The following is a 25,278-nucleotide window of genomic DNA, read 5'->3' on the forward strand; positions in this document are numbered from 1 at the left end:
GTTTACCCCCGACCCCACCCTTTATAGGGCAGGGCCGGGGTAAGTTCGATTGGCGAGCGCTACCCGGAAGTCTTGTAGACGGTGCGCAGGTCAAAGATGTCTACCGGGTAAATCTTCCACCCCTCCACCTCTTTCCTCATCCCGACCGTCCAGAGGGGGGCCATGAGGTATAAGGCTACCGCATCTTCAGCCAGGAGGCGCTGAGCTTCGGCGTAAAGCTCTTTTCGTTTCTGGAAGTCGGTAATGACAGCCGCCTGGCGCATGATCTCATCGTAGCGGGGGTTATTGTAGTTCATGTAATTTTCCTTGGAATCGCTCACGTAGCGGTTGAGGAAGGGGTCGGGGTCAAGTCTACCAGTATGGCCTATACAGGTAGCCTGATAATCGCGCCCTTTGTAGACTTTCTCCAGCCACGTGCCCCACTCGTAAGTTTCCAGTTTAACCTTAATCCCTATTTTCTTAAGGTAATCGGCGATGACTTCGCAGTTGCGGATGTGGAAGTCATAAGGCTGAGGCATTATGAGGGTGACTTCAAAACCTTCGCCGTAACCAGCTTGAGCCAGAAGCTCACGAGCTTTATCTGGATTGTATGGATATTTATCGGTCAGGTCTACGTAGAACGGGCTTACAGGAGGCATGTGGCTTCCTATGGGAGCCCCCTGGCCCCACTGGGCAGCCTCAATTACCCCTCTTTTATCCACCGCGTAAGAAATAGCCTGGCGAACTTCCTTTTTATCAAAGGGTGGGCGAGCATTGTTAAGAGCCATTATGTAAATCCCGTTGGAAGGAGCCTGGACCAGCTTTATTTCAGGGTTCTTCTTGAGCTCCTCCACTTCCTGAGGAGGAACCTGATCCACCACGTCTACTTCGCCAGCTTTGAGGGCAGCCAGCTTGGCGGCTGGGTCAGGCATTATCTTGAAGATCACCGTATCCAGGTATGGCTGTCCCTTGATGAAATAATCAGGGAAGCGTTCCAGCTTTATGTGACTATCGGGCACCCACTCCACAAAACGGAAAGGCCCAGTGCCGACAGGGCGATTCCGCAGGTCCTTCTCCTCCACCGGGACAATGGATGCCCAACCGTAGGCCAGGTTGGAGAGAAAAGCAGCCTGAGGCTCCTTCAAATGGAAGACGACGGTGTAATTATCTGGAGTTTCAATGTTCTGGATAACGGCGTAATCCCTGGCTCTCGGAGCCTTGGTCTCAGGATTGAGGATGCGCTCGAAGGAAGCCTTTACATCGGCCGAAGTCATTTCCCGCCCGTTGTGGAATTTGACACCTTTGCGGAGGTAGAAGGTCCAGCGGAGGCCATCGGGGGATGCTTCCCATTTTTCTGCAAGGCCAGGCACAATGTTCCCCAGGGTATCGCTTTCTACCAGAGTATCGTAGAGGTTTTTAACCACTTCAAAGGTGACAGCAGCCACAGTTTTGTGAGGGTCAAGGCCATCAGGATTGGCGGAGATAGCCACCACTAAAGTTCCACCCCTTACGGGCTTGGCCTGAGGAGTTTCAGCAGGACGGGCACAGGAAACGGCCAGAATCAAGAATAGGGTTGCTATAAGCATACCCTTTCTCATGTTACACCTCCGTTTGTGAAATTACCACCGGGAGGCTACGCAGGAGGAGATTTTCTCCGTCCCGGTTAATCACTAATCCGGGCGGTTAAAGAATCCTAAAAAACTTTTCCCCCTGCTCACCGCCACATGGTCGGTGGCGGCCAATATTATACAGAGAATGGGCTTCCATGTCAAAACAAGCCTTCCGCGACCCCGCTCAGAAATGGAACTTACAAGGGAGTGCATTTGCTTTCTTTCCCCCTTTGTGGTAATGTTTAAACCCACAAGGCCTTTCAAAGGAGGAGCCAAAATGGGTAGGAAAAAAGTGAGAGTGGCCATCATTGGGGTTGGAAACTGTGCCTCCGCCCTCGTGCAGGGAGTGTATTACTACCGCAATGTCCCGGATGATGCCCTGGTCCCGGGCCTCATGCATGTTAACATGGGGGGCTATCACGTCGGAGATATAGAGTTCAGCGCAGCTTTTGATATTGATGTAAACAAGGTAGGCAAAGACCTATCGGAGGCCATCTTCACCTACCCCAACAATACGGCCAAATTTGCCGATGTCCCTTATCTGGGAGTGCCTGTGCATCGGGGAATGACCCATGACGGCCTTGGCCGTTACCTCAAACAAGTGATAACTAAAGCTCCTGGTTCCACAGCCGATATAGTCAAAATTCTAAAGGATACGGGAACTGATGTGGTGGTTAATTTCCTCCCGGTGGGGAGCGAGATGGCCACCAAGTGGTATGTGGAACAAATCTTGGACGCAGGATGCGCTTTCGTGAACGGCATCCCGGTTTTCATTGCGCGGGAAGAATACTGGCGCAAGCGTTTTGAAGAGAGAGGCCTTCCCCTCATCGGCGATGACGTCAAATCCCAGGTCGGAGCTACCATCGTGCACAGAGTCCTCACCAAACTGTTCCGGGACCGAGGAGTCAAAATTGAACGCACCTATCAGCTAAACTTTGGTGGCAACACAGACTTTCTTAACATGCTGGAAAGAGAACGGCTTGAGTCCAAAAAAATCTCCAAAACCAGCGCCGTAACCAGCCTGCTGGATTACGAAATTCCACCAGAGAATATCCACATTTCTCCAAGCGATTACATCCCCTGGCTGGCTGACCGTAAGTGGTGCTATATAAGAATTGAAGGGAGGACTTTCGGAGATTTGCCCTTGAATTTGGAGCTTAAGCTTGAGGTCTGGGATTCTCCCAACTCTGCCGGGGTAATAATTGATGCAGTAAGATGCGCTAAGATTGCCCTGGATAGAGGATTGAAGGGTGCCCTCATAGGCCCATCAGCTTACTTTATGAAATCCCCTCCCGTCCAGTACCCGGATGAAGTGGCCAAACAGATGGTGGAAGATTTCATCCAGGGCAAGGGTATTTAGGCATTTCCTGAAACTCCAAGGCCGGAGGTTTCAAAGCGACCTCCGGCTTTTCGCTTTTCTAAAAAGGAAAGCAAACCCTGGGGTCCGCAGGGTTCTGCACAGAAGTTCGGAAATTTTTGAGCGCGCCCCTTGAAGGCGGCGAGGCAATCTCCCGGGTGGTCTTTCCCGGCCGCAGGGTTCGGAATTAACCGCTTTCTCCGCCACCAAAAAATGGGAGAGCCCGAAAGCGTTCAGAGGGCCTCTCTCCAGCGCGTAAGTTATGCGCTTCAGCCATTTAGCCAGGGAAGGCCGCCGCAAAGCAATTCTGTCATAGCCAGGATAAATGCGGGTATGGATTACAAAACGCACAGGATGTCCTTCAAAGAGCTTTTTCAACCCCCCAGAAGTATATGCTCTTACGTGAGGACAAAGCCGCTGGCGCAGAAAATTGGGCATATAGTTTACCAGGGGTATATTGCCGAAGAAATACCTTTTGCCCAGAAAAATACCGTGAGTTTCAAAAGGGTAAAGCCTGTTGGGGGCGAACACCACCACCTTGCCACCGGGACGCAGGACCCTTATCGCCTCTTCAACAGCTTTTGCATCATCTTCCACGTGTTCCAGCACTTCGTGCAAAAGAACGACGTCAAAGGCTTCAGACCGGAAAGGCAGGCACTCTGCCAGAGCAACTGCAAGGTTGTGGAATTGAACGGAGGCCTCGGCTATCTTCTCTTCATCTACATCTATCCCAAAGGTTATTGCCCCGTGCTCCTTTAACTTCCCGAGGTATAAACCGATGCCGCAGCCTATGTCCAGCACCTTTTTCCCTTCAACAGGGGCATAGTGCAAAATTAGCTGGAGCCTTCTTTCCTGTCCTGTCCGCCATACGTAACTGGGATGACCGAGCCGCACATGTTTTTCATCCAAGGTTTATGCTCCCTGAAGGTTTAAAGCCCCGGTGCAACACTACAGCACCGGGAAAGAGCCTCCGGAAACTAACGTGAACGAAGCCCACCTCCTCCATCAGACGAGCGAATCCATCGGGAGAAATGAAATTTGCCACCGAGAAAGGCAGGTATTCGTAAGCTTCCGGATTGTGAGCTATGAGTTTACCCATGAGAGGGACAAACCTGCCAAAGTAAAGGTCAAAGGCAGGACGAAGGGGCTTTGGGGGCAGGGTGATTTCCAGACAGATAAAGGGGCTTCCGGGCTTGAGGACTCTAAGGATTTCCCCCAGAGCTACCCTTAAGTCGCTCAGATTCCTCATAGCGAAAGCCGATATTACCCCATCAAAAGATGAGGGGGCGAAAGGTAACTCCAAAGCATCGCCCTGGACTAAGGAAAACTTTCCGCTGAACTTCCTGAGCTTGGGGGAAGCTCTTCTTAGCATTTCTTCACAAAAATCCAGAGCAACAGCCTTTGCACCTCTTTTCACTTCTAAGAAAGCCAGGGTAGAATCTCCAGTTCCTGCTGCTAAATCCAGAACCAATCCCGAATCGGGCGCCCACAAGGCCATTTCCTGCCGCCATTTCTGATCCAGAGTTAAGCTTATGAGGCGATTCATAAGATCATAGTACGGGGCTATGCGGGAGAACATGGAACGGACAAAGAGAGCCTTGGGAGTTCGCATTTGCTTCTACATCGGGAAAAGTATACGACCGCAGTGAGGACACATAACTAGCTTGCTTCCAGAGCGTGCCTCCTGCGCCACCACTGTCGGGATGGTTATCCCACATCCCTGGCATGTAAGGCCTTTGAGCTGGACTACAACCCTTGGCCCTTTACGGTTGCGGAGCTGTTCATATAAACGCAAATCTTCAGGAGGAATTGTTAGAAGGATAGTTTCTCGCTCCCGATGGAGCCTTTCCAGAGCTTTTTCCAACCTGGCTTTTTCCTGACGCAGGAGTTCGCTCTCTCTGTGCCAGGCTTCTTCCATCTCTTTGAGTTTTCTCTCTAAATCTTTCAGCTCCTCGTTTTCTCTCTCCAACTCTTCCATCAGTTCCAGATACCGCTCTTCCATCCGGGAGTAAGTTCCCTCCATTGCCTGAACTTCCTTTTCCAGGTTCATAAGCTCCTTGGGGCTGCGGACCTGCCCGCTGTAAAGTTTTTTCTTAGCCTCTTTGAGCTTTTCCTCCAGCCCTCTCAAGCTCAGCTCTATATCCCTGAGGGTTATCCTGTTTTCCTCGCAGCGCGCTTTGAGGCTTTCCAGCTTAGCTCTGTGGGCTTTCAGGGCCAGGTCTTCCTCCAGCTTTTTGTTTATCGCTGCTATCTGCATCCCCTTTTCAGCTATTTCAGCCTCAACGCTCTGAAGCTGAAAGAGAAGGGTAACCCTGTTCATAACTTCACCCCCTCTTTTAAAAGAAGAAGGCCTGATGCCTCCAAGCACCAGGCCCCTGTTCTTGACTTTTTGCCCCTGCTTCTAAATGCTTCGCTTCCATTTCCTTCTTCCCATTTTTTGAGGATTATACCATGTTTTGCTCAAACTGAAAAGCTCAAAGGGCCTGAATAGTCACCGCAGACTGCTCTGGCCAAAAGCCCGGATTTCACCGTTGATAAATTTTGGCGACTATTTTGAACGCTTCGGAAAACGGAGCCTTGAGATTCCGACTTCACTCCTTAAGGGACGAGAGCTGTTCTAATTCCCCGCAGTAGTATTTCTTCCTCCTCCGGAAGAACCGTGCGGGGGTCAAAGAGAACCAGGTCCTCCTCTATCCGCACAATTATGGGAGGTTTATAGCTCCGTAGAGCACGAGCTGCGGCGGCTGGTGAGGGTACCCGCAGGGCCAGAAGCCAGGTGGGAAGAGTATCACCGGGCAAGCTCCCTCCCCCAATCGCTGACTGACCCTCTATGACCTCAGCCCTGAAACCAAATTCCCGCAGTCGCCTGGCCCAGCGTTGCGCCCTCCGTTTAAGTCCCGCCAGGTCTGCCGATATCATGCGCCAGACAGGAACCTTCTGCTCAGCCTCCCCTTTGAGGTAATGGAGAAGGGTGGCTTGAAGACCTGCGAGGGTTATTTTGTCAACCCTCAGAGCCCTGGTAAGGGGAAATTTCTTGAGGCGTTCAATTATTTCCTTTCGTCCTACGATTATTCCAGCTTGAGGGCCACCTAAGAGTTTATCCCCGCTGAAGCAAACCACATCAGCTCCGGCCGCTACGCTTTCCTGAACCATGGGCTCGTGGGTTAAACCGTAGCGAGAGGTGTCCAACAGCGCCCCACTTCCGAGATCATCCATAAGCCAGAGCCCACGGCGGTGGGCCAGATCGGCCAGCTCGCTCAGAGGGACGTCATGGATAAAGCCGGTGATGCGGAAATTGGAGCGATGCGCCCTGAGAATAAGGGCGGTGTTTTCGGTTATGGCTTCCTCATAGTCCCGAAGGTATGTGCGGTTGGTGGTGCCTACTTCTATAAGAATTGCTCCACTCTGACGCATAACATCAGGGATGCGGAAGCCACCCCCAATTTCCACCAGCTGGCTCCGGGATATTATAACCTCTCTGCCTCTGGCCAGAGCCGAAAGGACAAGCAGCACTGCTCCAGCGTTGTTGTTCACCACAAGAGCAGCTTCTGCTCCCGTTAGACGCGTAAGCAGGTTTTCAGCGTGAACGTAACGAGAGCCACGGCGTCCCTCTTCAAGGTCAAATTCCAGATTGCAATACCCCCGAGCCACTGCTTCCATAGCAGCTCTGGCTTCAACGCTTAACGGCGCTCGCCCCAGGTTGGTGTGAATGATAACACCGGTGGCATTAATAAGGGGGTAGAGGGAGGGGGAGATGGTTTTCAGAAAGATGTTCTTCGCCTCGCCGGCTATTTCTTCAGAGGGAGGGCACTTCTCCCCGGCGAGAATCCGCCTGCGAGCTCTATCTACCGCTTCCCTGGCTGCTTCTACCACCAGCTCCCGACTGTATTCTTCAATAAGGGGGGAAAGAAGTTCGCTCCTTAAAAGTTCATCCACACTTGGGAGCCTTCGTAGTTCCTCGTTCATGGTCTTACACCCTTAACCTTCTCCCAGTCCTCCATGAATCGCTTTATGCCAACATCAGTGAAATGGTGCTGGATGGCTCTCATAAGGACATCGTAGGGAACAGTGGCGATATCGGCTCCGGCCAGAGCCGCCTCAGTAATGTGGCGAGGATGCCGTATGGAAGCAGCGATTATGGATGTTTCAAACCCGTACCTTTCAAAGATTTCCGCCAGTTCTGAAACTACTATCATTCCCTCATGGCCGGCATCATCAAGTCTTCCAATGAAAGGTGAGACATAGGAAGCACCGGCTATGGCTGCCAAGAGTCCCTGATTGGCCGAAAAGACCAGGGTTGCGTTGGTGCGTATCCCCCAGGTCATTATTATATTCCTCGCTTCCTCCAGGGGTGTATAGCACTTCCCCAGCCATGGGCACCCAGAGCATACCTTTCCCGCGATAGACTCCAGATCTTTTTCTTCCAGCGAGGCCAACTGGCTTATCGCTTTAAGGCCTTCCTCACATACCGGAATTTTAACGGCGACGTAAGGTGACCAGCAGGCTATTTCCTTTGCCTGCTCTACCATCTCTTCAGCTTTCAAAGAGGTGACTTCGGCGCTAATATGGCCCTGGACTATGTAGCATATTTCCTGCACCACGGCTTTGTAGTCAGCAGTTCCGGCTCGCATCATTAGAGTTGGGTTTGTGGTGACACCGGTTATTATCCCCAGTTCTGCAGCGTGGCGGATTTCATCTATTTTGGCCGTGTCAAGGAAGATCTCCATTTTTCCCTCCCCCCAGAGATTTAAGCAAAATCACAAAAGCCCTGCATAGCGGTAATAGACTATAGTCCACAGTATAACCACCCCCACCACTGCCAGAAGGGCTATGGCCCCAAGAAAAAGAGCTACCCAGTCAAAAACTTCCTCTTCTTCCACAGCTTTAAGCTCTTTTTCCTCCTTGATTAACCTGAGCTCCTCCGAGAGGAGCATTTTGACCTGATGGGCATTTCGGTAACGGCCGTGGGGTTCGGGAGAAAGGCATATTCTTATAATCTCCTCCAGCCTCGGGGAACCAAACGCAATCCTTTCGGCCGCAGGGTAGGGACCTGCAACCATCTTCTGCAGCAGAAGGCCTATGGAATAAACGTCAGCGCCCGGAGTTAGCGGCCTCCCCACGTGCATCTCCGGTGCTATCCATAGAGGATCAAGCCATATCCTGTAAGGTAAACCTAACTGATAAATGGCTTGGGTTAAGCCTATCCCCAGTATCTTGACCCCTCCCTCTCGCGTAAGAAGGATATCATCGGGAGAAAGGCCACCGGTAACCTGTCCAGCTTTGTGAAGCTCTGCAAGGCCCTCGCTTATTTTTACACTTAATTCTAAGGCCTCCGTTAGAGTTAATTTCCCCTTTGAAGCCAGGACCTCGGACAGGAAAAAGCCTTCATCGTATTCGTAAAGAACTCGGAAGTCCTCCGTTCCCTGGATCCCATAAAACCGGGCGATGGACGGGGAATATATCCCCTGGAAAGGAGCAAGGCTCCTGGCCAGGCTTGCCCTCACCTCCGGATCGGCAGAGAGGGCAGGGCGAAGGCGAAAGCAGTAAAACTTCCTGCCTGAAGAGTCCTGAGCTATCCATAAAGTGAAGGCCCTAAGTTCTTTCCTTATGGAAAGGAGCCGGAGGTTTTCCATGGGATTTTTACTGATATTTGCCGAAAATTACCGCTACGTTCTGACCACCGAAGCCGAAAGCGTTAACCATAGCTTTTCTTACTTCCATTTTCCTGGCCACGTTGGGGACATAATCCAGATCGCACTCGGGGTCCGGCTCTTCCAGGTTTATGGTAGGAGGGACCACGCCATCCCTTATGGATAAAACTGCAGCTAAGGAGGAAATGGCTCCAGCCGCCCCTAAAAGGTGCCCCACCATTGATTTAGTGGCAGTTATAGCCAGACGATAAGCGTGCTCGCCAAATACCCTTTTGATGGCTTTGGTTTCGGAAACATCGTTAAGGGGTGTGCCGGTTCCGTGAGCAAAGATAACATCTATGTCTTCAGGTTTTAGTCCAGTGAACTCAAGGGCGAGCTTCATAGCTCTGGCCGCCCCATCGCCTTCAGGATCAGGAGCCGTTATGTGGTAAGCTTCACCTGTAAGAGCTCCCCCAAGGAACTCGGCGTAGATTTTAGCACCCCTTTTCAAAGCGTGCTCCTCACTTTCCAGAATCATCACGGCAGCTCCCTCACCATATACCATCCCACAGCGGTTTTTGTCAAAGGGTCTGCAGGCTCTGACAGGGTTGTCGGAATCAGCCAGAGCTCCCATCCTTTCAAAGGCAGCAAGAGCGAGAGGCACATTGGTTGACTCAGTCCCTCCAGCAATAACTACATCGGCTTCACCCCTTTGGATAAAATGCATTGCTTCCACAAAAGCATAGTTGCCACTGGCGCAGGCCAAAGCGCTGGTGAGGACAGGGCCTTTGGCTCCGGTAACGAGGGAAACAAGGCAAGATGGAGCGTTGGGCATTATTATGGGCACGAAAAGGGGATTAACAGAGCGGGGGCCTTTCTCAATGAACTTTACTCCTTCGGTAAAAACCTCAGCCACTCCCCCTGCTCCGGTATTTATCACAACCCCCACCCTTTCGGCGTTTTCTGGGGTTATATCGTATCGGGCGTCCCTCAGAGCCTGGATAGCGGCAGCGACGGCGAATTGTGAACTGCGGCTGGAACGCTTTATTGTCTTATAGTCCATATAATCTTCTGGGCGGAAATCCTTGACCTCGGCTCCAAATTTAACCTTGAGGCCTGTAGTATCAAAGGTTTTTATAAAATCAACGCCGGAGACACCGGCAACGAGGTTTTTCCAGAAGGTTTCCACATCATTACCAATAGGAGTTACGGCCCCAAGGCCTGTAATGACCACGCGGCGCATAAAATACCTCCTTCATCCGGGGGCTTGAGGTACCCCCATTTTAAAGGAATTTAACGCACTCTCTCCACCCAATCGCCTGGAATCTCGCAACGGCGGAGGGTGCCCAAAAATTCCAGCAAAATTCGGACCCGTTTGGAGGCAGGGAGAGGAGTCTCAAATACGGCTTCCAGCCCCTTCAGAGGCCCTTTCACTATCCGCACTCTCTCCCCAGGCATTATCCCTCCATAGCCCTTTTCCTTTATTTCCTGAATTCGGATTTTAATGTACTCTATAACCTCTTCCGGCACCACGGTCCAGTGGCCGTCAAAACCGACCACCCTTTTAAGTCCTGGGGTCCACTGGAGAACTGAGGGCCCCATCCTTTCAACGTCTAAGCGAGCAAAAAGGTAGCAAGGGAAGAAAGGCTCTTCTTTTTCACGGCGCAGGCGGGCTCTCCAGACCCGGATAGTGGGGAGAAAAACCTCCACCCCTTTCCCTTCAAGGATTTCCGCCACCTGGAACTCCTTGAAGGGCTTAGTGTATAGAGCATACCAGCAAAGCAACGATTAACCTCCCCCTTGGCTGGGAAGCCGGCCGAACTTTTAAGCGACTTTCTCCAAATAGGGGAAAGAAGCACCACCCACGGGAAGTACCAGAACATCGGCTCTGATGTACCTGTCCTTCAGAGTAGTCAGAGCTTCTTCAATTCCAGGAAACCATCCCATTTCCATATCGGCCAGCTGCTGTGGAGTTAAACCCCCTGTTACCAGATAGAGATTTTTGGTCTGAAGGAGCCGGCGGAGCCTTGAAGCCATAGGACCGCCCGTGGGAGAAGCTTTGCCTTCGGCAATCCAGTCCACCACTTGCTCAGGAGTGGGCTTCTGGCTCAGGGTTTCATACATCAAAGGGCCGGCTCCATCTTTGCAAGCCGAAAGAACCAGGATCGTTCCTCCGGGCTTTGTGACCAGATCCGCCAGAAGGATGGCTTTGCCCGATTGGATAAGGTCTATTTCCAAAGGATAACTGGAAGTGATGGTAATATCGGCCTGGGATGGTACGGGAACACCGTAAACTTTGAGGAACCCCTCAATGGCTGCTTTCTGGGCCTCAGCTACATCCCCCGCATAGAGGCGATGTATCTCCTGCTCAGTATTAAGGAGCACATCTATCTTCATGTTAAGCCCGGCGATGCGGGCTGTCTCCAGCATGTCTTCCCAGATAACATTACCTTCCCTCTGGCCCTGCACCGTGCCTTCATGCCGGATAAGGACGTGATTGCGCCTGATGGTTTCCCTCCCGCTTATACCCGGTAGAATTATCTTAGGCCCGCCGCTATAGCCGGCAAAGTAATGGGGGTTAATGGTTCCAACCCCTAACTTGAGGGCAGCCTCAGCAAAAGACTTGTTGATCCAGCACGGCGTGCCGCGGCTCGTGGTCCCCATGAAAACCAAGCCGTTGGGATCGTCGGGATCATGCAGTGAGACCTTAACCCTCTTCAGAATTTCCTCTCCCAGCTTTTCCCGAAGCTCCTCTTCCTTGATTTTGCGGTGGGTACCCAGGGCCACGATTATTTCTACCTGGTCATCCGATACTCCAAGTTCATTGAGGTGTTCAAGCAGTGGAAGGATTATAAGGCCGGTTCGCGTTGGCCTGGTCTGATCCTCACTGAGAATCACCACTTTGCCTTTCCCAAGCCCCTTAACCATTTCCGATAAGGGCGGACAACCAATGGGGTTCTCCACTGATTTCACCACTTCGGAAGCCAGGTTTTCAAGAGGTGGGGCTTCCCGGGGCTCGCTCATTGCTAAAAGGTTCCACCCTTCAGGAAGCTCATATTCCAGACGTTTGCCTTCGTAATAGCTATAAACCTGCATTTCAGCCTCCCACTTTGCCCGAATTTTGTTCTTCCGACCTGTTTCCCCCTTTCCTTGCGGGGCCGCTTTGTTCTTGAATTTTCAACACCCTGACCTGGTCCGCGGTTGCGGTGATTTCCTTCACCACCCTTTCAATCTCCACCAGGTCTTTTATCACAAAATCTATGCCTTCCTGCGGTTCCCCATTCACCAATACAGTGATTATACCAAAGGCCTTGGCCGCCACTAAATTCCTTGGGGTATCGTCTACCAGGATGCACTCCTCCCCTTTCGCCCCAACTATTTCTAGGAAGAGCCTGTAGGCTTCCGGATGAGGCTTGCAGAAAAAATTCAAATCCCTTATGTCTACAATGCGGGAAAAGTGCTCTGCAAGCCCAAGGTAATTTAACACCTTCAAAGCGTGTTCCCGGGAAGCGTTAGTGAAAATAACTTTTTCCAGGGGAATGCGCGAGAGAACCCTACGAAGGGGCTGGTTGTTGGGAGAAAGGTAGCGCTCCAGTGGAACATCATGCACAAAGTGCAAAAAATCGTCGGGGTCTATGCCATACTCTACCATGAGACCCCGGAGGCTCGTCCCATAGTGGGCATAGTATCTTTGCCTTATCTGGTCCACCTCTAAAGGGTCAAACCCCAGCCTCTGGACCATGTAAAGCTTTATGCGTTCGTTTATGGCTTCCATTAATCTGGTATCGGTAGGGTACAGAGTTTCATCCAGGTCAAAGGCGATGATTTTTATCATTTAGCTGTTACCTCTTGCACGATTGGCTCTTCCTGTCGGCTCACAATGAATATTCCTGTTAAGACAATTATACCTCCGATTAACTCCAGAGGCAAAGGCGTCTCCCGGAGTATGAAGTAAGCCAAGAGGGTAGCACCAACAGGTTCTCCCAGAGTGGCAACGGTAACTAGGGTTGAAGAAAGGTAACGGAGAGCCCAGTTGAAGGAGGAATGGCCCAGAATCTGAGGGACGAGGGCCAGCAGTAAAAACATAAGATATGTGCGGAGGCTGTAACCGGTGAAGGGGTGGCGGGCTATTATGGAGGCTAAAATCAAAGAAGCAGCTGCCGTGCAGTAAGTAGGATAAATGTAAGCAAGGATGGATAAGCGGCGCCGCAGAGCTTTGCCAATAAGGAAATACCCCGAGACCGCCACCGCTCCCAGAAGGGCAAGGATATCTCCCCAGAGGGCTCCGAGGCTTACCTCTAAGCCCCCTGCGCCTATTATGCTGGCTCCCAACATGGCTAAAAATATTCCTGCAATCTTCAATGGGGATAACCTTTCTCCATAAAGAAAGTGGGAGGCGATGCCTACAAAGAGAGGGGAAGTGCTTACCAGAACCACTGATGCTGCTACTGAAGTGTATTCAAGGGAAGCAATCCAGGTGGCAAAGTGCGCCCCGAGGAAAAGTCCGGAAAGGATTGCCAGACCCAGATCTCTGCGGGAAAGGGAAAGAAGCTCATCCCGCACTTTGGACCAGACCACAGGGGTAAGGACTAAGGAAGCGATAGTAAGCCTATAAGCCCCAATTACCAGGGCAGGGGCATCAGCTAAGCGTATGAAAATGGAAGCAAAGGATACGGAGATAATGCCTACTAAGAGGCCAAGATATGCTGCTTTCATTGAATCCTCCTTTTGGGAAAATGAAAAAAAGGGCACAAATTTCACCGCTGGGAAAAGGAAAAATTTAGGGAGTTTATGCTTCAACTTCAGGCCCCTTTGCGCCCGAACAGGCTTCGTTATTCTCTGAAACCTTCAATTATGCGAGCGTATTTTTCGGCCAGATTATTGGCTTCAGCACGGGATCCAGCCTCTGAGTAGACATGGAAGGAGGGTCTATCAGGATCGGGATGGATCAGAACCCAGGTTTCTTCCCCAAGCCATATCCTGATACCGTCAATGTTATCGTGAGGAGCGTCCTTGTATTGCTCGTTCAAAAGCCGCATAACCTGGCCTTTGGATTCCCAGGAGCATGAGACTTCGCGATGCATAAGGTGGAAGGAGGGGATTGAGTCTATCACCTCCGAAAGTTTTACTTTCTGAAGCGCAAGGAATTCCAGAAGAGTGGCCAGGGTAAAAAGAGCGTCGGGAGCGGGGTGGAAGCGAGGGAGAATGATGTTGCCTGTGCCATCGGCAGCAATTATCACTTTCTCCTTGTCCGCTGTCTCCATAAGATGTCCAAGGTCAACCTTTGTGCGGATGACTTCTCCTCCGTAGCGGGAGGCGATCTTTTCAAAGACCAGGGGCAGATTTACAGGAACAGCCACTTTTCCTGGCCCCCAAACTCTGAAAGCCAGTTCCACCATGGCTGCAGCGAATACAGGATCGGGAATGAGCCGGCCTTTGTCATCTACCACGAAAAGCTTTTCCCCTCCTACTTCAAGCCTGACTCCAAGGTCAGCTTTTACTGCAGAACATATAGAGCGAAGCTGCTCCAGGGCGGCTTCAAACTCTTCCCTGAGGATAGCAAGCTTGTTTTCGTCCAGGCTGGCGTTAAGGGTTACGGCATTGACTTTGAGTTCATTGAGGATCTCGGGCAAGACCAGAGCATTGGGAGAATTGGCATAATCCACCACGATGCGGAAGGCTCCAGCTCTTATAGCTTCAAGGTTAAGAGCAGCCAAGAAATTGGCCTTGTAGCGCTCCACAGCATCAGGGGCATATTCAATAAATCCGATTTCATTTAGATAGGCCCGGCGGAAATCCTCCTGGAAGAAAGTGCGCTCCACATTGCGAGCTTCAGACCTTGAAAGGTCAAGGCCCCGGTGATCGAAGAACTTTATATCCACAACCCTCTGGTCGTAAGGAGATAGGCGCACATGAATTCCACCGGCGGCGTGAGTTATGCGCGTGTAGTACCGTGCTACCGGGATGGGGACCGTCCTTAGATCCAGGACGTTAATGCCAGCGGAAGGCAACCCTGAGATTATGGCCCTCTTTATCATCCTGGGGCTGCGGTGGGGGTCGCGATTTATGGTAACAGTGGAGCCTTTGGGAAGAGTTGCACCATAAGCAGCCCCCAATTTAGAGGCAAATTCTGGGGTTAAATCAACGTTAACGACACCCGTTATCCCATATCTTCCGAACAGGGTGCGTCTTACCTGCCCACCCCATATTACAGTGCTTTTAACTGTAGCTCCTGCCTCCACTTCCTTCCCAGGCCATAGCCTCACTTTGGGGTGGATGACCGCATCCCTTTCCACAAGGCAATTATCGCCCAGGACTGCCCCTTCAAAAATAGCCACATTAGCTTTTATCGTGCACTGCCTTCCAATAACAGCACCTCTTATTTCAGCCCCCTCTCCTATATAACAGTTGCGCCAAATTATGCTTCGCTCCAGGAATGCCCTATTATCTATTACGGAGTAATCCCTGACAACAGCAGGTCCCTGAATTACAACTCCTCCCTTCACCTTAACCTCAGTCCCCAGATATACGGGGCCGTATATCTTGGCATCGGGGGCTATTTCCACTCCTTCCCCAGCCCAGATTCCTGGCCCAATTCTGATACCGGGGTCGGGAAGATTTACTTTCCCCTGTAAGAAATCAAAGGAGGCTCTCACGTATTCCTGGATGTTTCCCACATCGCACCAGTAGCCTGAAGCCATATAACCAAACATAGGGGCTTTTTTCTTGAGGAGCACTGGGAACAGGTCTTTGCTGAAATCAAAGGGCTGGCCTGGGGGTATGTAATCCAGAACTTCCGGTTCTAAAACGTAGATTCCGGTGTTCACCCAATCGGATATGACCTCGGCCCAGCCTGGCTTTTCCAGAAATTGGATTATGCGGCCTTCTTCATCGGTTATGACCACACCGTATTCCAAGGGGTTGGGAACACGGTAAAGGGCGATGGTGACCAGAGCACCTTTTTCCCGGTGAAAGTTAATGAGGGAACTTAGATCTATATCCGTCACCGCATCGCCGCTTATCACCACAAACGGTTCGTCCAGGAAAGGCTGAGCGTTCTTAACGCTCCCTGCTGTCCCTAAGGGTTCATCTTCTATAAAGTATATTAACTCAACCTCAAAAGCGCTTCCATCGCCGAAGTAATCCTGGATATCTTTAGCCATATATTGGAGAGTTGCAGCAATGCGGGTCAAATTGTGGCGCTTTAGCAAGTCAAGGATATGGGCCATAACAGGCTTGTTGACCAGGGGAACCATAGGTTTTGGCCGCCCCATGGTAAGGGGGCGCAATCTTGAACCTGCTCCTCCAGCCATAACTACAGCTTTCACGATCCCTCCTTTAAATCAATTTCCGGCCCTCTTGGAACGCTTTAAGGTTAAGTTCAAGGTACCGCTGAGGTACACGCCTCTCCAGAACTTTCTGCCACACTTCTTCAGGAACGTCCAGTAAAGATGAAAGGGCTCCCAGCAGGATAATGTTAGTAACTCTGGCGTCCCCAAGCTCTTCGGCCTTCCGCAAAGCAGGGATAAAAAGGATTCTCCCTGCTACCTGAGAAAGGGTGTTTTTAATCCTCTCATCATCGGGATAAGATATGGCTCCAATGTTGACAGCCACTGGGGGTATAGCATGGTCATTTACGAGAGCAGTGCCCCCTGGCCGGAGGAATTCAACGTAGCGAAGGGCCTCAAGCTTTTCCAGAGCCAATAGAAAATGTGCTTCTCCCTTTCCAATAAGGGGTGAATAAACCTTTTCACCCCAGCGAATGTGCGTAATAACACTTCCGCCTCTCTGAGCCATACCGTGGACTTCAGCTTTCTTGGCATCGTAGCCTGCTCTGAGGCCTACTTCGGTTAGGATATCGCTGGCCAGGATTGTTCCCTGGCCTCCCACTCCCACCAAAACAAAATTCAGGGGCGCCATGAAGGTCTCCCTCCAGAAACTGGATTAGCTCAATTCAATTTTAACATGCACAGAAGGCAAACGCAAGAAGCCTTCGCACCAGGAGATTGTTAGCTGTAGAGGTAGTGCGCTATTTCAACCAAACCCTCAGGGGAATTGATGTAGTTTTTTTCACTCGTTGGCAACAGCTTAAGTTCACATAGAGGTCGAGTAATCTTCAAAGGGCAATTGGAGGATTATCTTTTGCGGATATAAAGCAGAAGCAAACCCAAAAGCGCCAGGGCTACCGCAAATACAATGGCCGCAGTTCCCCCAAAGTCCCCAATCCGCTTTGCCTTGGTAAAGCCTGCAAATTTTACGGAGATTTCCCCATTTTTAGGAAGCTTCTCTCCGCTATAATTGAGAAACTCCTTCCCTTCCCGCCTGATCCTGCCAGCCATACGGGCTCCCACAACTTCCACTGAAAGGCCTACATCAGTCACGAGTATATTGTAGCTTTCCACAGGGTATAAGACAGGACGCCGCACTTCAAAGAAATCGCCCTGAACGGGTAAAGAGTATTCCAAGACTATGGGCTGAGGCATGGGACCAGGATAAACCGGTAAAGTATAAATGGCTTTTCCAGCCTCAAACCTGAGGGTATCAGAGCTAAAGTCCTGAACCCCTGAGGGCAATGGGAAGCGAAGGCTTCCCTCCTCCCCAGCTGCCAGGGTTTTCAAGCCATTGTTAGCTACAAGGTACATCTCCATAACCAGGACAATCCCTGCATCCAGATCCACGTTGAAGATAAAGTGGGCTTTTTGAATAGAAACGTCCGTGTCCCTTTCAGTGGCTTCATAAACCAGAACTGGTAGGTGAAGCTTCTGCTGCCCTTCGGTGAAGGAAAGTGCTGGGCTCCGGTAGACTATACCCTCAAAGTTTACCGCGGTTACATAAAACAAGCCCTTATTGGTATCCAAACCTTTGAAGGAAAAACGGCCTTCCTGATCTGTGACGGTAGTGAACGAAGCTTTCCCTATCCCCCGGGAATCAAAGACATGAAGGGTAACCGTTATGCCAGGGACTGGTTTGCCCTCCCGGGAGCCATTGGTCACGTCTCCTTCCACCGTGCCGGAGCCTTGGGCTAAAGCCAGAGATACAACCAGGAATCCGCTCAGAAAGAGAAAGAAAGCGATTCTTTTCATTTTACCCTTCTTTCACAAGCTTACGGCCACATCGGGAGCAGTATTTATCATCAGGTCTATATGGAGTTCCGCAGGACGGGCAAAGCCTCTTTTCGCCCTTCATCCCTTTTATAAGAGGCCAGGTAACCCAGAGCAGAACTCCCAAAGCCAGTGCCACAACTGCTACCCTTTCCATTTTTCAGCCTCCCCTGGGCCAGAGGGAAAGAACAGCTCCGAGGATTAACAACCCTCCCCCAACCCATATCCAGAAAACTCCAGGATTTATTTCCACTTGAAAAGTTGCCGTGCCGTCCTCCTCAAGACCAGCCAGGATTATGTAAAGGTCTTCAGCTGGAGTGCTTCTCAGACCTATCTCACTCACCCATTGTTCAACATGGTAGTGGAAATTCTTCTCTGGGCGGACTTCTCCTAAGAGACGATGGTGGCTGTAAACCTCCACTCTGGCCTGGAAACGTTCTTTATCGGGAAGGCTCTGATGCTGGAAGTTTACATACTTCAAAGTATAACCACCAACCTCCACCGTCTCTCCTGGCTTCAGGGAAACCAGGACGTCGGTTTTATAGAAGGACGAACCTGCAACCCCAAGAGCCAGAAGGATTATCCCCGCGTGGGCAAGGTAGCCACCGTAGGGGCGTGGGATAAACCGGCGCTTGCGCCAGAACTCCCAGAACCCTCGGAAAAGCTCTCGAGCTACGCCGGCTCCAGAAAAACCTACTACCCCCCAGCTAAGAAGGGGAAACAGGTCTCTTTCTCCCAACAGGAAAGGTACTGCGAACCCAAGGAAAGCCCCAGCGGTGGGGAAAACAAATCGGCGAAACCATGATCCAGTGAACGTCGCTTGCCAGCTGAGCCCAGCGCAAAAGCCCATGATGAGCAGCGTCAAAGCAACCAGGGGCATGAAAGTCTGGTGGTAAAAGGAAATACCCACGTTGGCCTCGCGGCCCTGGAAGAGGAGAACAAGGGCAGGGAAAACAATTCCCAGAAAAAGCATCAATGCTTCTCCTAAAAAGAGCCAGTTCAGGAGATAAAAGGCCGTGTCCCGGGAAAGCCAGTGGCCTTCCACCCTTTTGTCCGAAAGACTTGTCCGACGCTTAAAGAAAATTACACCGGCCAGGAGGCTCCAGAAAACGATGAAAGCCAGGAAATAAAGGCCCACAGGCGACTCGGCAAAGGCATGGACCGATTGGATAAAGCCTGAGCGAGTTACGAAAGTGGCGAAAAAGCAGAGAAGGAAGGACAGGGTTATGAGCCAGAAACTCCAATTTTTTAGATAATGCCTTCTTTCCGTCACCACCGATGAGTGCAGGAAAGCTGTGGCAGTGAGCCAGGGGAGGAGGGAAGAATTCTCCACTGGATCCCAGGCCCAGTACCCTCCCCAGCCGAGCTCAATATAAGCCCACCATCCCCCTATGATTATTCCGGCTCCCAGAAAAACCCAGGCCACAATAGTCCAAACCCTTACCCTTCGCACCAATTCCTCAAAGGGTTTTCCAGCTAAAAGGTAAGCGATAGCATAGGCAAAGGGAACCGTTAGACCAGCGTATCCAGCGAAAATCGTTGGAGGGTGGACTACCATGCTGAGGTTTTCCAGAAGGGGGTTGAGGCCCATCCCTTCGGAAAAAGGGTGCGGAGAAAAGGAGAAAGGGTTGCTCAGCAAAGCTATGACCAGAGTGAAGAAAGCTTCCACCGCTGCCAGCACGGCTAAGGCGTAATCCTGAACGGCCTCTTCATCCTTTCGTCCGTTAATGGAAACCAGAAGAGTGAAAATTGAGAGCAACCATAACCAAAGGAGAAGGGAACCTTCCTGACCAGCCCAGAAAGCTGAAAAAGCATACAGGGGCGAAAGGGTGGTACTGGTGTGGCGGAACACGTACTCCACCGTGAAATCACGCCGCAGCAAAAGATATATGAGAGAAAAAGAAGCCAAGGTAACCAATATTGTTGTAGCCTGAAGGGCCCTCCTTGCACTTTCCCTGAGCTCTCTGTAGCCCCTGGCTCGAGCCACCAGAAAACTCAAAACAGCATAAAGACTCACCACTAAAGCCAGCTGGACGGAAGCATAGCCAATGATGGCCATTACTGGACCCCTTACGGACTTTTCTCCTGATATCTTGAGGGGCACTTGAGGAGCAGGCCTTTGGGATTGACTTTAAAAACTCCCTCTTGAGTGTAACGCCCTTCCACAACGGCCTCGGCACCTTCCCGAAGCATATCAGGGCGGGGCCCATGGTAGATCACCGGGAGTTTACCGCTTTCATCAGCAATTTCAAAGGTGAGGGTTAAGGTTTGAGGGTCCCACTGGATAGAGCCTTCCACCACTTTCCCAGCCACCCTCACAGTCTTTCCATAAATGGAGGGAGCTTTAGCCTTCAATTCGCCCACTGTTATGTAATAAACAGAAGAACTTCCCAGCCCTGTCGCCACTAGATAAAGTAAAGCCCCCGCTATGAGAATTATCCCGACCACCAGTTTTCTGTTCATGACCCTTACCTCTTTTCAGAGCCTTTCAAAAGAAGATGCACGCTGCCACCACTGCAGCGCAGTTCTTCACCTTCCAGGAAACTGAAACCACGCGGAGCTCTTTTAGTTCCAGACCCCTGCGAGCCAGAGCGAATTTAACCTTATTTTCCACTTCCTTTCGCACCTCTTCCTCGCTCTGTCCAACCCCTCCGGCCTCCATAATCACCCCAAAGCCGTCCTCGCACCGCCCAAATCCCACCGCCGCCGAAATTATATCCCCTGGAGTGCAGGAGGATACCGCAGCATATACCACAGGGAGGAAAGCCCCTTTAGGCAAAGGGTTAAGTTTCTCCACAACTTCCACACCTGAAGGCATTATGCTGGAAACCTTTACCAGGTTTATATCCCCTATTCCTGCTTCCAAAAGAGCATTGTCGAAGGCATTGAGTTCTGTTTCTCCCTCTGAAGCTCCGCTCACCAGGCAGGCAAACCTTGGTTCGAACATGGCCCCTCCCTTCACACCGTAGCCGTTTCTTCATCGTAAAGGTCCAGGGGAAAAACCTCAATGTCCGGGCCTGGTTTCTCCAGAAGTTCTATTCGGTAATGAGCCGATTTATACCATTCCCTCCTGGGTAACACCTGCACAGGGAGGTGCTCCCAGGCCCGCATTGATTCTATATAAGGCCAGTTGGCGTAAACATTGAAGTCGTCAATAATATCGGTTATAACCGCGCCCTTTTCCAGGAGAAAGCCCTGGATGATTCTCCATTTCTTCAGAGAAGCCTCCCGCCGGGTAAAGCCAAAGTAACCAGCACTACCAGGGCCTTTGAGGCAGGAAAGGCTGCGGCTCAGAAAAGCTTTCATCCCCTTCAGGGATTCCGTCGGGTCAGTAATAAAAGTGTCAAAAGCTCCCTGGAGCTCTTCGGGGAGGGGATAGCGTAGATCATGCTTTGTAACCTGTATCCCGAGGCCCTCTCTATCCGACACCTTCTGGATAAAATCCAGGAGCCTTTCATCAATATCAAGAACTGCTACCCTCTTAGGCACTCCGGTCAAAGCGGCGGCGATGCTCACCAGGTCATCATCCCCCAGAACTAAAAGCTCAAGGCCTGCCAGGTCTCCCTTCTGCCACATCAGAGCCACCCTCGCTACTGTTACGTACTCCAGGACATAGCCCTGATCGTAATCCCTTATAGCGTTAGGGCGGTTTTGGGCGATGGCTTGAAATCTCTCAGCTATGTCTTTGATCAGTTCTACCGATATTCCTGTTCCTTTACAGCGAGGGCAGACAAATTCTTGGGAAGGGGCTATGCTTAGAGAGGCGGCCAGCTCTCTGCCCTTAGCGGTCAACCTCAAGGAGGAATCCTTTACCTCCACGAGCCCTTCCTGAGCCATGACCTTCCACATTTCGCAGAAAGCCATAATAGGCACATCCATCAGGTCCAGAATTTCCCACTGGTCATCGGTTCTGAGAAGGGCCTCAAAGGCACGCCTGAAATCCCGCTCCCTTACAGGGAACTTATGGGCTACCCTCTCGGCCAGAGCTCTAAGTTCCATAGGAAAATTACCCCCTCAAGTTGTTTTGTGAGTAAGATTATAGCTTCAAAGGGCTAAAAAGCAAAAATCAGGCTTAAAAACCCCGAAGGCAAATTCCCTCTCGTTGCCTTCTTCCGCAGCTGAGTGTATAATTTTATCAGGCAAAAGTAAAAATGTTTGAGGTTTAGAGTGCATTTCAACGTTCCTATCCGGAAAGCTTTTGCAGATTTTGTATGGTTTCGGCTGATGCCAGCAGCCCTGGCAACCTTTCTCCTGGCCGTTACCTTCACCAGTTTCTACGGAGCTAAAATCTCAAGCGATCGCCACGAAGCCTTAGCTAAATTTTCCGCCCGAAGGCTGGAGAGAGAAATTGACCACCTCCACCGCCACCTTTCCTCTCTCGCCGAAACCCTCAGGGGAAAACCCCCAAGGGAAGCCGCTCGTATCCTAAACAACGCCCTCAGTGAAGGGCATTTTGAAAGCTTTTTCCTGATTGACGCTTCCGGAGCTGTCATCCTGATTATGCCTTCCACTTCCCTGCTCCCTTCCGAATTTCCGACCAAGGGTTTTTCCTTAGCCCAAAGCCCTTCAGGCTATACCTCCTTCTACCTTGCTCATGAAACACCAGAAGGTGTCCTCATTGCAGCTGTGAGCCATTATTACCTTAAAAGCACCATGGCCCGCGAGTTTGGCCCTTTTTACAGAGGCCAGCTATTTTTAGCCAGCAGCCAGGGGCATTTCTTCCCTCTCTACCCCATGGAGCTGGAAGAAAGCTCTCTGAGGTTTGAACCTCTACCCCCCCTGAAAACAGGCCATCAGATATACATGGCAGGCCACAACTTGCTCATAAGAGGATTTCACCCTCTTGGAAACTCTGGGATTAGTGTGATTGTTCGCTCCTCGTTCCTGGGGATCTTAGCTCCTTTTCTGGGTATAGGATTCGGATTTCTCGCCTTGGTGTTTTTGATATGGTTTGTGATAATACACATCACCTATCGTGACCTCGAAAGGATGGCCATTGCGCCCATTGAAGTGCTCCTTGAAGGGATCAAAAACCTGCGGAAAGGCCTTGCTTCGCCTTATTTCCCTGCCCAGCTACCGGGCGCTGCGGCCGAAATAAACCAGCTTCTCTCTTCTTTCAAGGAGGTGGCTAACGAAATTACGGCCACTCAAGCCGCTTTAGCTCGCTCTGAGAAAGAGAAAAGCCTTGTCCTGGAAGGAGTCTCGGACCTGGTAACCCTTCAGGATCTGGACTTAAGGATCCAGTGGGCCAATAAAGCTGCAGGAGATTCTGTAGGGAAAAAGCCCGAGGAACTTGTAGGCAGGCACTGCTATGAAATATGGCACGGAAGGACATCCCCGTGTCCAGGATGCCCTGTGGTGGAAGCAATTCGGACCGGTTCTCCTCAGCAAAATGAGATAACTTCTCCTGATGGCCGGATATGGTTCATAAGGGCGAGGCCCTTAAAAGATGAAGGTGGAAATATAATAGGCGTAGTGGAGACCACCACCGAAATAACTCAGATACGCCAGGCCGAAGAGGAAGAAAGAGCTCTTGCTGAAATCTCCAAAGCCCTCAACGCCGCAGATGTTAGAGAAGCTTTCCCCACCCTGGCTAAGACTCTATCCCGAGTCCTCGATTGCCAAAGAATCGTGCTTTTGTTCTTTGATGAAGAAACGAGGACCTTCCGTATAACTAACCTCCTTTCAGAACTTCCGGTTCCGGAGCTCCACGATGGCGCATCCTTCGCTGCTGGAGATACGGCTGCTTTTGAGGTTCTCATGGCCGGAGAAATGTGTGCCACCACCAACCTGGAAAAAATGGCCTCCTTCCCGGTGGAAAGAGCTCTCGCGCAGGCAGGGTACCGGTCCAGAATTATCTTGCCTCTAAACTTCATGGGCAAAATCCTGGGAGCTCTGGCTCTGGTCAGCACACACCCTGAACCCTTCTGGGAAGGCAAGGAGTTTTTCCTCAAGCAGGTGAACGAAGTCCTGTCTATAGCGCTGGCCAGAGATCATACCTTTCAGAGAGAAAAGGAGGAAAGGTCTTTCACTTCAACTGTAGCCGAAACCCTGACCCTAATCCTCAAGATTTCTTCTCCAGAAGACCTCTTTGGCCCCATACTGGAAAAAGTGGAACGCATCATCCAGGCTGACGCTTACAACTTGATGCTCATCATAGGAGATTATGCTCAAGTAGTCAGCCACAGGGGCTACGAAAAATGGGGAGTGGAGGAAAAGATCGCCTGGTATTCTTTTCCCATCAGCGATTATCAAGGCCTCCGGACCGTTTACGAAAAAGGAGAACCTTTGATTATCTATGATACTGCATCTGTTTCTTGGTGGGTGCAGCTGCCTGGTTTTGAGTGGATAAGGTCTTACCTGTGTGCGCCTCTTAAAATTGAAGGCAAAGTAATTGGCTTCTTAAACGTAGATGGGGCCCGGCCTTTCCAGTTCACCTCTAAAGACCTCCAGCGCCTCCAGATATTTGCCGATTACATATCACTGGCTCTTGAGAAAGTTAAGATGCTGACGGTGCTTGAGGAATACTCCGAACAAATGGAAAGGCTTGTTCAAGACAGAACCGAGCACCTTCAGGCCCGCCAGGCCTGGCTTGAGGCTATCTTCAAGGGTTCAAGCGATGGCTATATCCTATTTAACCCTCAGGGAGAAATCCTGGAAATGAATCTACTGGCATGGGCCTGGTTAAACCAGGTCGCCTCGCCGGAAGAAGCCAAGTCTCTGCGGGAAACCCTGAGAGAAATGGCCCTGAGGGCTCAAACCTATCCTGAAATCACCCGCGATTTGGGGTCGGTAACCCTTCACATCAAGGTTATACCCCTTGAACCTGGCTATCCTGGGGCTCTTGCCATCTTACACGACATAACCTATCTGAAAGCTCTGGACAAGATGAAGACCAAATTCATAACTGATATATCCCACGAACTTCGCACTCCTATGTCCGCTCTCAAGCTTTACGGTGAGCTTATCCGCACAGCATTTCCCGAGAAACAAAGCATTTACATCAAACAAATTGTGGAACTGATAGACCATATGGCAACCCTGGTGAACGACATAGAAGAAGTGGCGAGGTTGGAAGCAGGGAGGATAGAACTTAACCTTAAGCCTGTGGAACTTAACCCGGTTGTGGAAAGAATTCTGGAAAAACACCGTCAAAAAGCCAGAAAGCATGACCACCGCCTGGAGTTCTTCCCTTCCCAGGATAACCCTGTGGTCATGGCCGATTCCCACCGTCTGGAGCAAATACTGGATAATCTTGTAGACAATGCCATTCGCTACACGCCCGATGGAGGGCGCATAACTGTATCCATCGGCATCCGAGAGGAAGGTGGCCGCCTGTGGGGGGCTATAGAAGTGGCTGACAATGGCATTGGAATACCGGAAGAAGAGCTTCCTCATATTTTTGAGAGGTTCTTCCGGGGCGAGGGAGCACAGGCAAAGCAGATTCCGGGCACTGGGCTCGGCCTGGCCATAGCCAAAGAGCTGGTGGACCTTCACAGGGGAAAGATAACGGTAAAAAGCAAACTAGGGGAAGGGAGCACTTTCACCGTTATGCTCCCTCTTCTGGAAAAGCCTTTCAGCAAGCTGGAATGGAGGTGAAA

22 protein-coding genes are annotated in these 25,278 nt (G+C 51.0%); 2 read left to right on the forward strand and 20 right to left on the reverse strand.

The window, feature by feature from the left end; translation table 11 throughout:
* Positions 1 to 59 precede the first annotated feature (59 nt).
* Positions 60 to 1,577: an ABC transporter substrate-binding protein gene (locus NZ653_03745; protein MCS7286232.1), complete on the reverse strand. Its 1,518-nt coding sequence runs from the start codon at positions 1,575 to 1,577 to the stop codon at positions 60 to 62.
* A 289-nt stretch (positions 1,578 to 1,866) separates the two neighbouring features.
* Between NZ653_03745 and NZ653_03750 the strand changes: the two genes are divergently transcribed.
* On the forward strand, positions 1,867 to 2,949 hold the full coding sequence (locus NZ653_03750; GenBank protein ID MCS7286233.1) for an inositol-3-phosphate synthase: 1,083 nt from the start codon (positions 1,867 to 1,869) through the stop codon (positions 2,947 to 2,949).
* Between the two features lie 30 nt (positions 2,950 to 2,979).
* Here NZ653_03750 and NZ653_03755 read toward each other — a convergent pair whose 3' ends face one another.
* The 19 genes from NZ653_03755 to NZ653_03845 form a co-directional block, all read right to left on the reverse strand.
* Positions 2,980 to 3,855 (reverse strand): class I SAM-dependent methyltransferase, encoded by an 876-nt coding sequence (locus NZ653_03755; protein MCS7286234.1) that lies wholly within the window; start codon positions 3,853 to 3,855, stop codon positions 2,980 to 2,982.
* Positions 3,848 to 4,558 carry a ubiquinone/menaquinone biosynthesis methyltransferase gene (locus NZ653_03760; GenBank protein MCS7286235.1) on the reverse strand — a complete coding sequence of 237 codons (711 nt, stop codon included), beginning with the start codon at positions 4,556 to 4,558 and terminating at the stop codon, positions 3,848 to 3,850. The genes NZ653_03755 and NZ653_03760 overlap by 8 nt, the downstream gene beginning before the upstream one ends.
* 6 nt (positions 4,559 to 4,564) lie before the next feature.
* Positions 4,565 to 5,266 (reverse strand): C4-type zinc ribbon domain-containing protein, encoded by a 702-nt coding sequence (locus NZ653_03765; GenBank protein ID MCS7286236.1) that lies wholly within the window; start codon positions 5,264 to 5,266, stop codon positions 4,565 to 4,567.
* A 278-nt stretch (positions 5,267 to 5,544) separates the two neighbouring features.
* Complete coding sequence (gene selA, locus NZ653_03770) at positions 5,545 to 6,912, reverse strand: L-seryl-tRNA(Sec) selenium transferase (protein MCS7286237.1); 1,368 nt, start codon at positions 6,910 to 6,912, stop codon at positions 5,545 to 5,547.
* Entirely contained in the window at positions 6,909 to 7,673 is a 765-nt protein-coding gene (locus tag NZ653_03775; GenBank protein MCS7286238.1) for a transaldolase family protein, read from the reverse strand. The genes selA and NZ653_03775 overlap by 4 nt, the downstream gene beginning before the upstream one ends.
* 30 nt (positions 7,674 to 7,703) lie before the next feature.
* A complete protein-coding gene (locus NZ653_03780) occupies positions 7,704 to 8,579 on the reverse strand; it encodes a protein kinase (protein MCS7286239.1) in 876 nt (291 codons plus the stop codon).
* 7 nt (positions 8,580 to 8,586) lie between these two features.
* Entirely contained in the window at positions 8,587 to 9,819 is a 1,233-nt protein-coding gene (gene fabF, locus NZ653_03785) for a beta-ketoacyl-ACP synthase II (protein ID MCS7286240.1), read from the reverse strand.
* Positions 9,820 to 9,869: 50 nt separating this feature from the next.
* On the reverse strand, positions 9,870 to 10,361 hold the full coding sequence (locus NZ653_03790) for a hypothetical protein (GenBank protein ID MCS7286241.1): 492 nt from the start codon (positions 10,359 to 10,361) through the stop codon (positions 9,870 to 9,872).
* Positions 10,362 to 10,400: 39 nt separating this feature from the next.
* Entirely contained in the window at positions 10,401 to 11,672 is a 1,272-nt protein-coding gene (gene larA / locus NZ653_03795; protein ID MCS7286242.1) for a nickel-dependent lactate racemase, read from the reverse strand.
* Between the two features lies 1 nt (position 11,673).
* Positions 11,674 to 12,411, reverse strand: a complete 738-nt coding sequence (locus NZ653_03800; protein ID MCS7286243.1) for a pyrimidine 5'-nucleotidase — start codon at positions 12,409 to 12,411, stop codon at positions 11,674 to 11,676.
* Positions 12,408 to 13,292, reverse strand: coding sequence for a DMT family transporter (locus NZ653_03805; GenBank protein ID MCS7286244.1), 885 nt, complete (start codon positions 13,290 to 13,292; stop codon positions 12,408 to 12,410). The genes NZ653_03800 and NZ653_03805 overlap by 4 nt, the downstream gene beginning before the upstream one ends.
* A gap of 116 nt (positions 13,293 to 13,408) precedes the next feature.
* Positions 13,409 to 15,904, reverse strand: coding sequence for a mannose-1-phosphate guanyltransferase (locus NZ653_03810; protein MCS7286245.1), 2,496 nt, complete (start codon positions 15,902 to 15,904; stop codon positions 13,409 to 13,411).
* Between the two features lie 10 nt (positions 15,905 to 15,914).
* Entirely contained in the window at positions 15,915 to 16,496 is a 582-nt protein-coding gene (locus NZ653_03815; GenBank protein ID MCS7286246.1) for an indolepyruvate oxidoreductase subunit beta, read from the reverse strand.
* A gap of 215 nt (positions 16,497 to 16,711) precedes the next feature.
* Complete coding sequence (locus NZ653_03820) at positions 16,712 to 17,659, reverse strand: carboxypeptidase-like regulatory domain-containing protein (protein ID MCS7286247.1); 948 nt, start codon at positions 17,657 to 17,659, stop codon at positions 16,712 to 16,714.
* Between the two features lies 1 nt (position 17,660).
* On the reverse strand, positions 17,661 to 17,834 hold the full coding sequence (locus NZ653_03825) for a zinc-ribbon domain-containing protein (protein MCS7286248.1): 174 nt from the start codon (positions 17,832 to 17,834) through the stop codon (positions 17,661 to 17,663).
* A gap of 3 nt (positions 17,835 to 17,837) precedes the next feature.
* Positions 17,838 to 19,736: a cytochrome c biogenesis protein CcsA gene (ccsA, locus tag NZ653_03830; protein MCS7286249.1), complete on the reverse strand. Its 1,899-nt coding sequence runs from the start codon at positions 19,734 to 19,736 to the stop codon at positions 17,838 to 17,840.
* Between the two features lie 11 nt (positions 19,737 to 19,747).
* The gene (locus tag NZ653_03835; GenBank protein MCS7286250.1) at positions 19,748 to 20,140 is read right to left on the reverse strand and encodes a cytochrome c maturation protein CcmE; all 393 of its coding nucleotides are present in this window, start codon (positions 20,138 to 20,140) and stop codon (positions 19,748 to 19,750) included.
* A 25-nt stretch (positions 20,141 to 20,165) separates the two neighbouring features.
* Positions 20,166 to 20,624, reverse strand: a complete 459-nt coding sequence (locus tag NZ653_03840) for an arginine decarboxylase, pyruvoyl-dependent (GenBank protein ID MCS7286251.1) — start codon at positions 20,622 to 20,624, stop codon at positions 20,166 to 20,168.
* An 11-nt stretch (positions 20,625 to 20,635) separates the two neighbouring features.
* Entirely contained in the window at positions 20,636 to 21,676 is a 1,041-nt protein-coding gene (locus NZ653_03845) for a bis-aminopropyl spermidine synthase family protein (protein MCS7286252.1), read from the reverse strand.
* Positions 21,677 to 21,844: 168 nt separating this feature from the next.
* Here NZ653_03845 and NZ653_03850 point away from each other — a divergent pair, with 168 nt between their 5' ends.
* Positions 21,845 to 25,276 carry an ATP-binding protein gene (locus NZ653_03850; protein MCS7286253.1) on the forward strand — a complete coding sequence of 1,144 codons (3,432 nt, stop codon included), beginning with the start codon at positions 21,845 to 21,847 and terminating at the stop codon, positions 25,274 to 25,276.
* Positions 25,277 to 25,278: the final 2 nt, after the last annotated feature.

The sequence above is a fragment of the Anaerolineae bacterium genome (genome assembly GCA_025062375.1).
GTDB lineage: Bacteria > Chloroflexota > Anaerolineae > SpSt-600 > SpSt-600 > SpSt-600.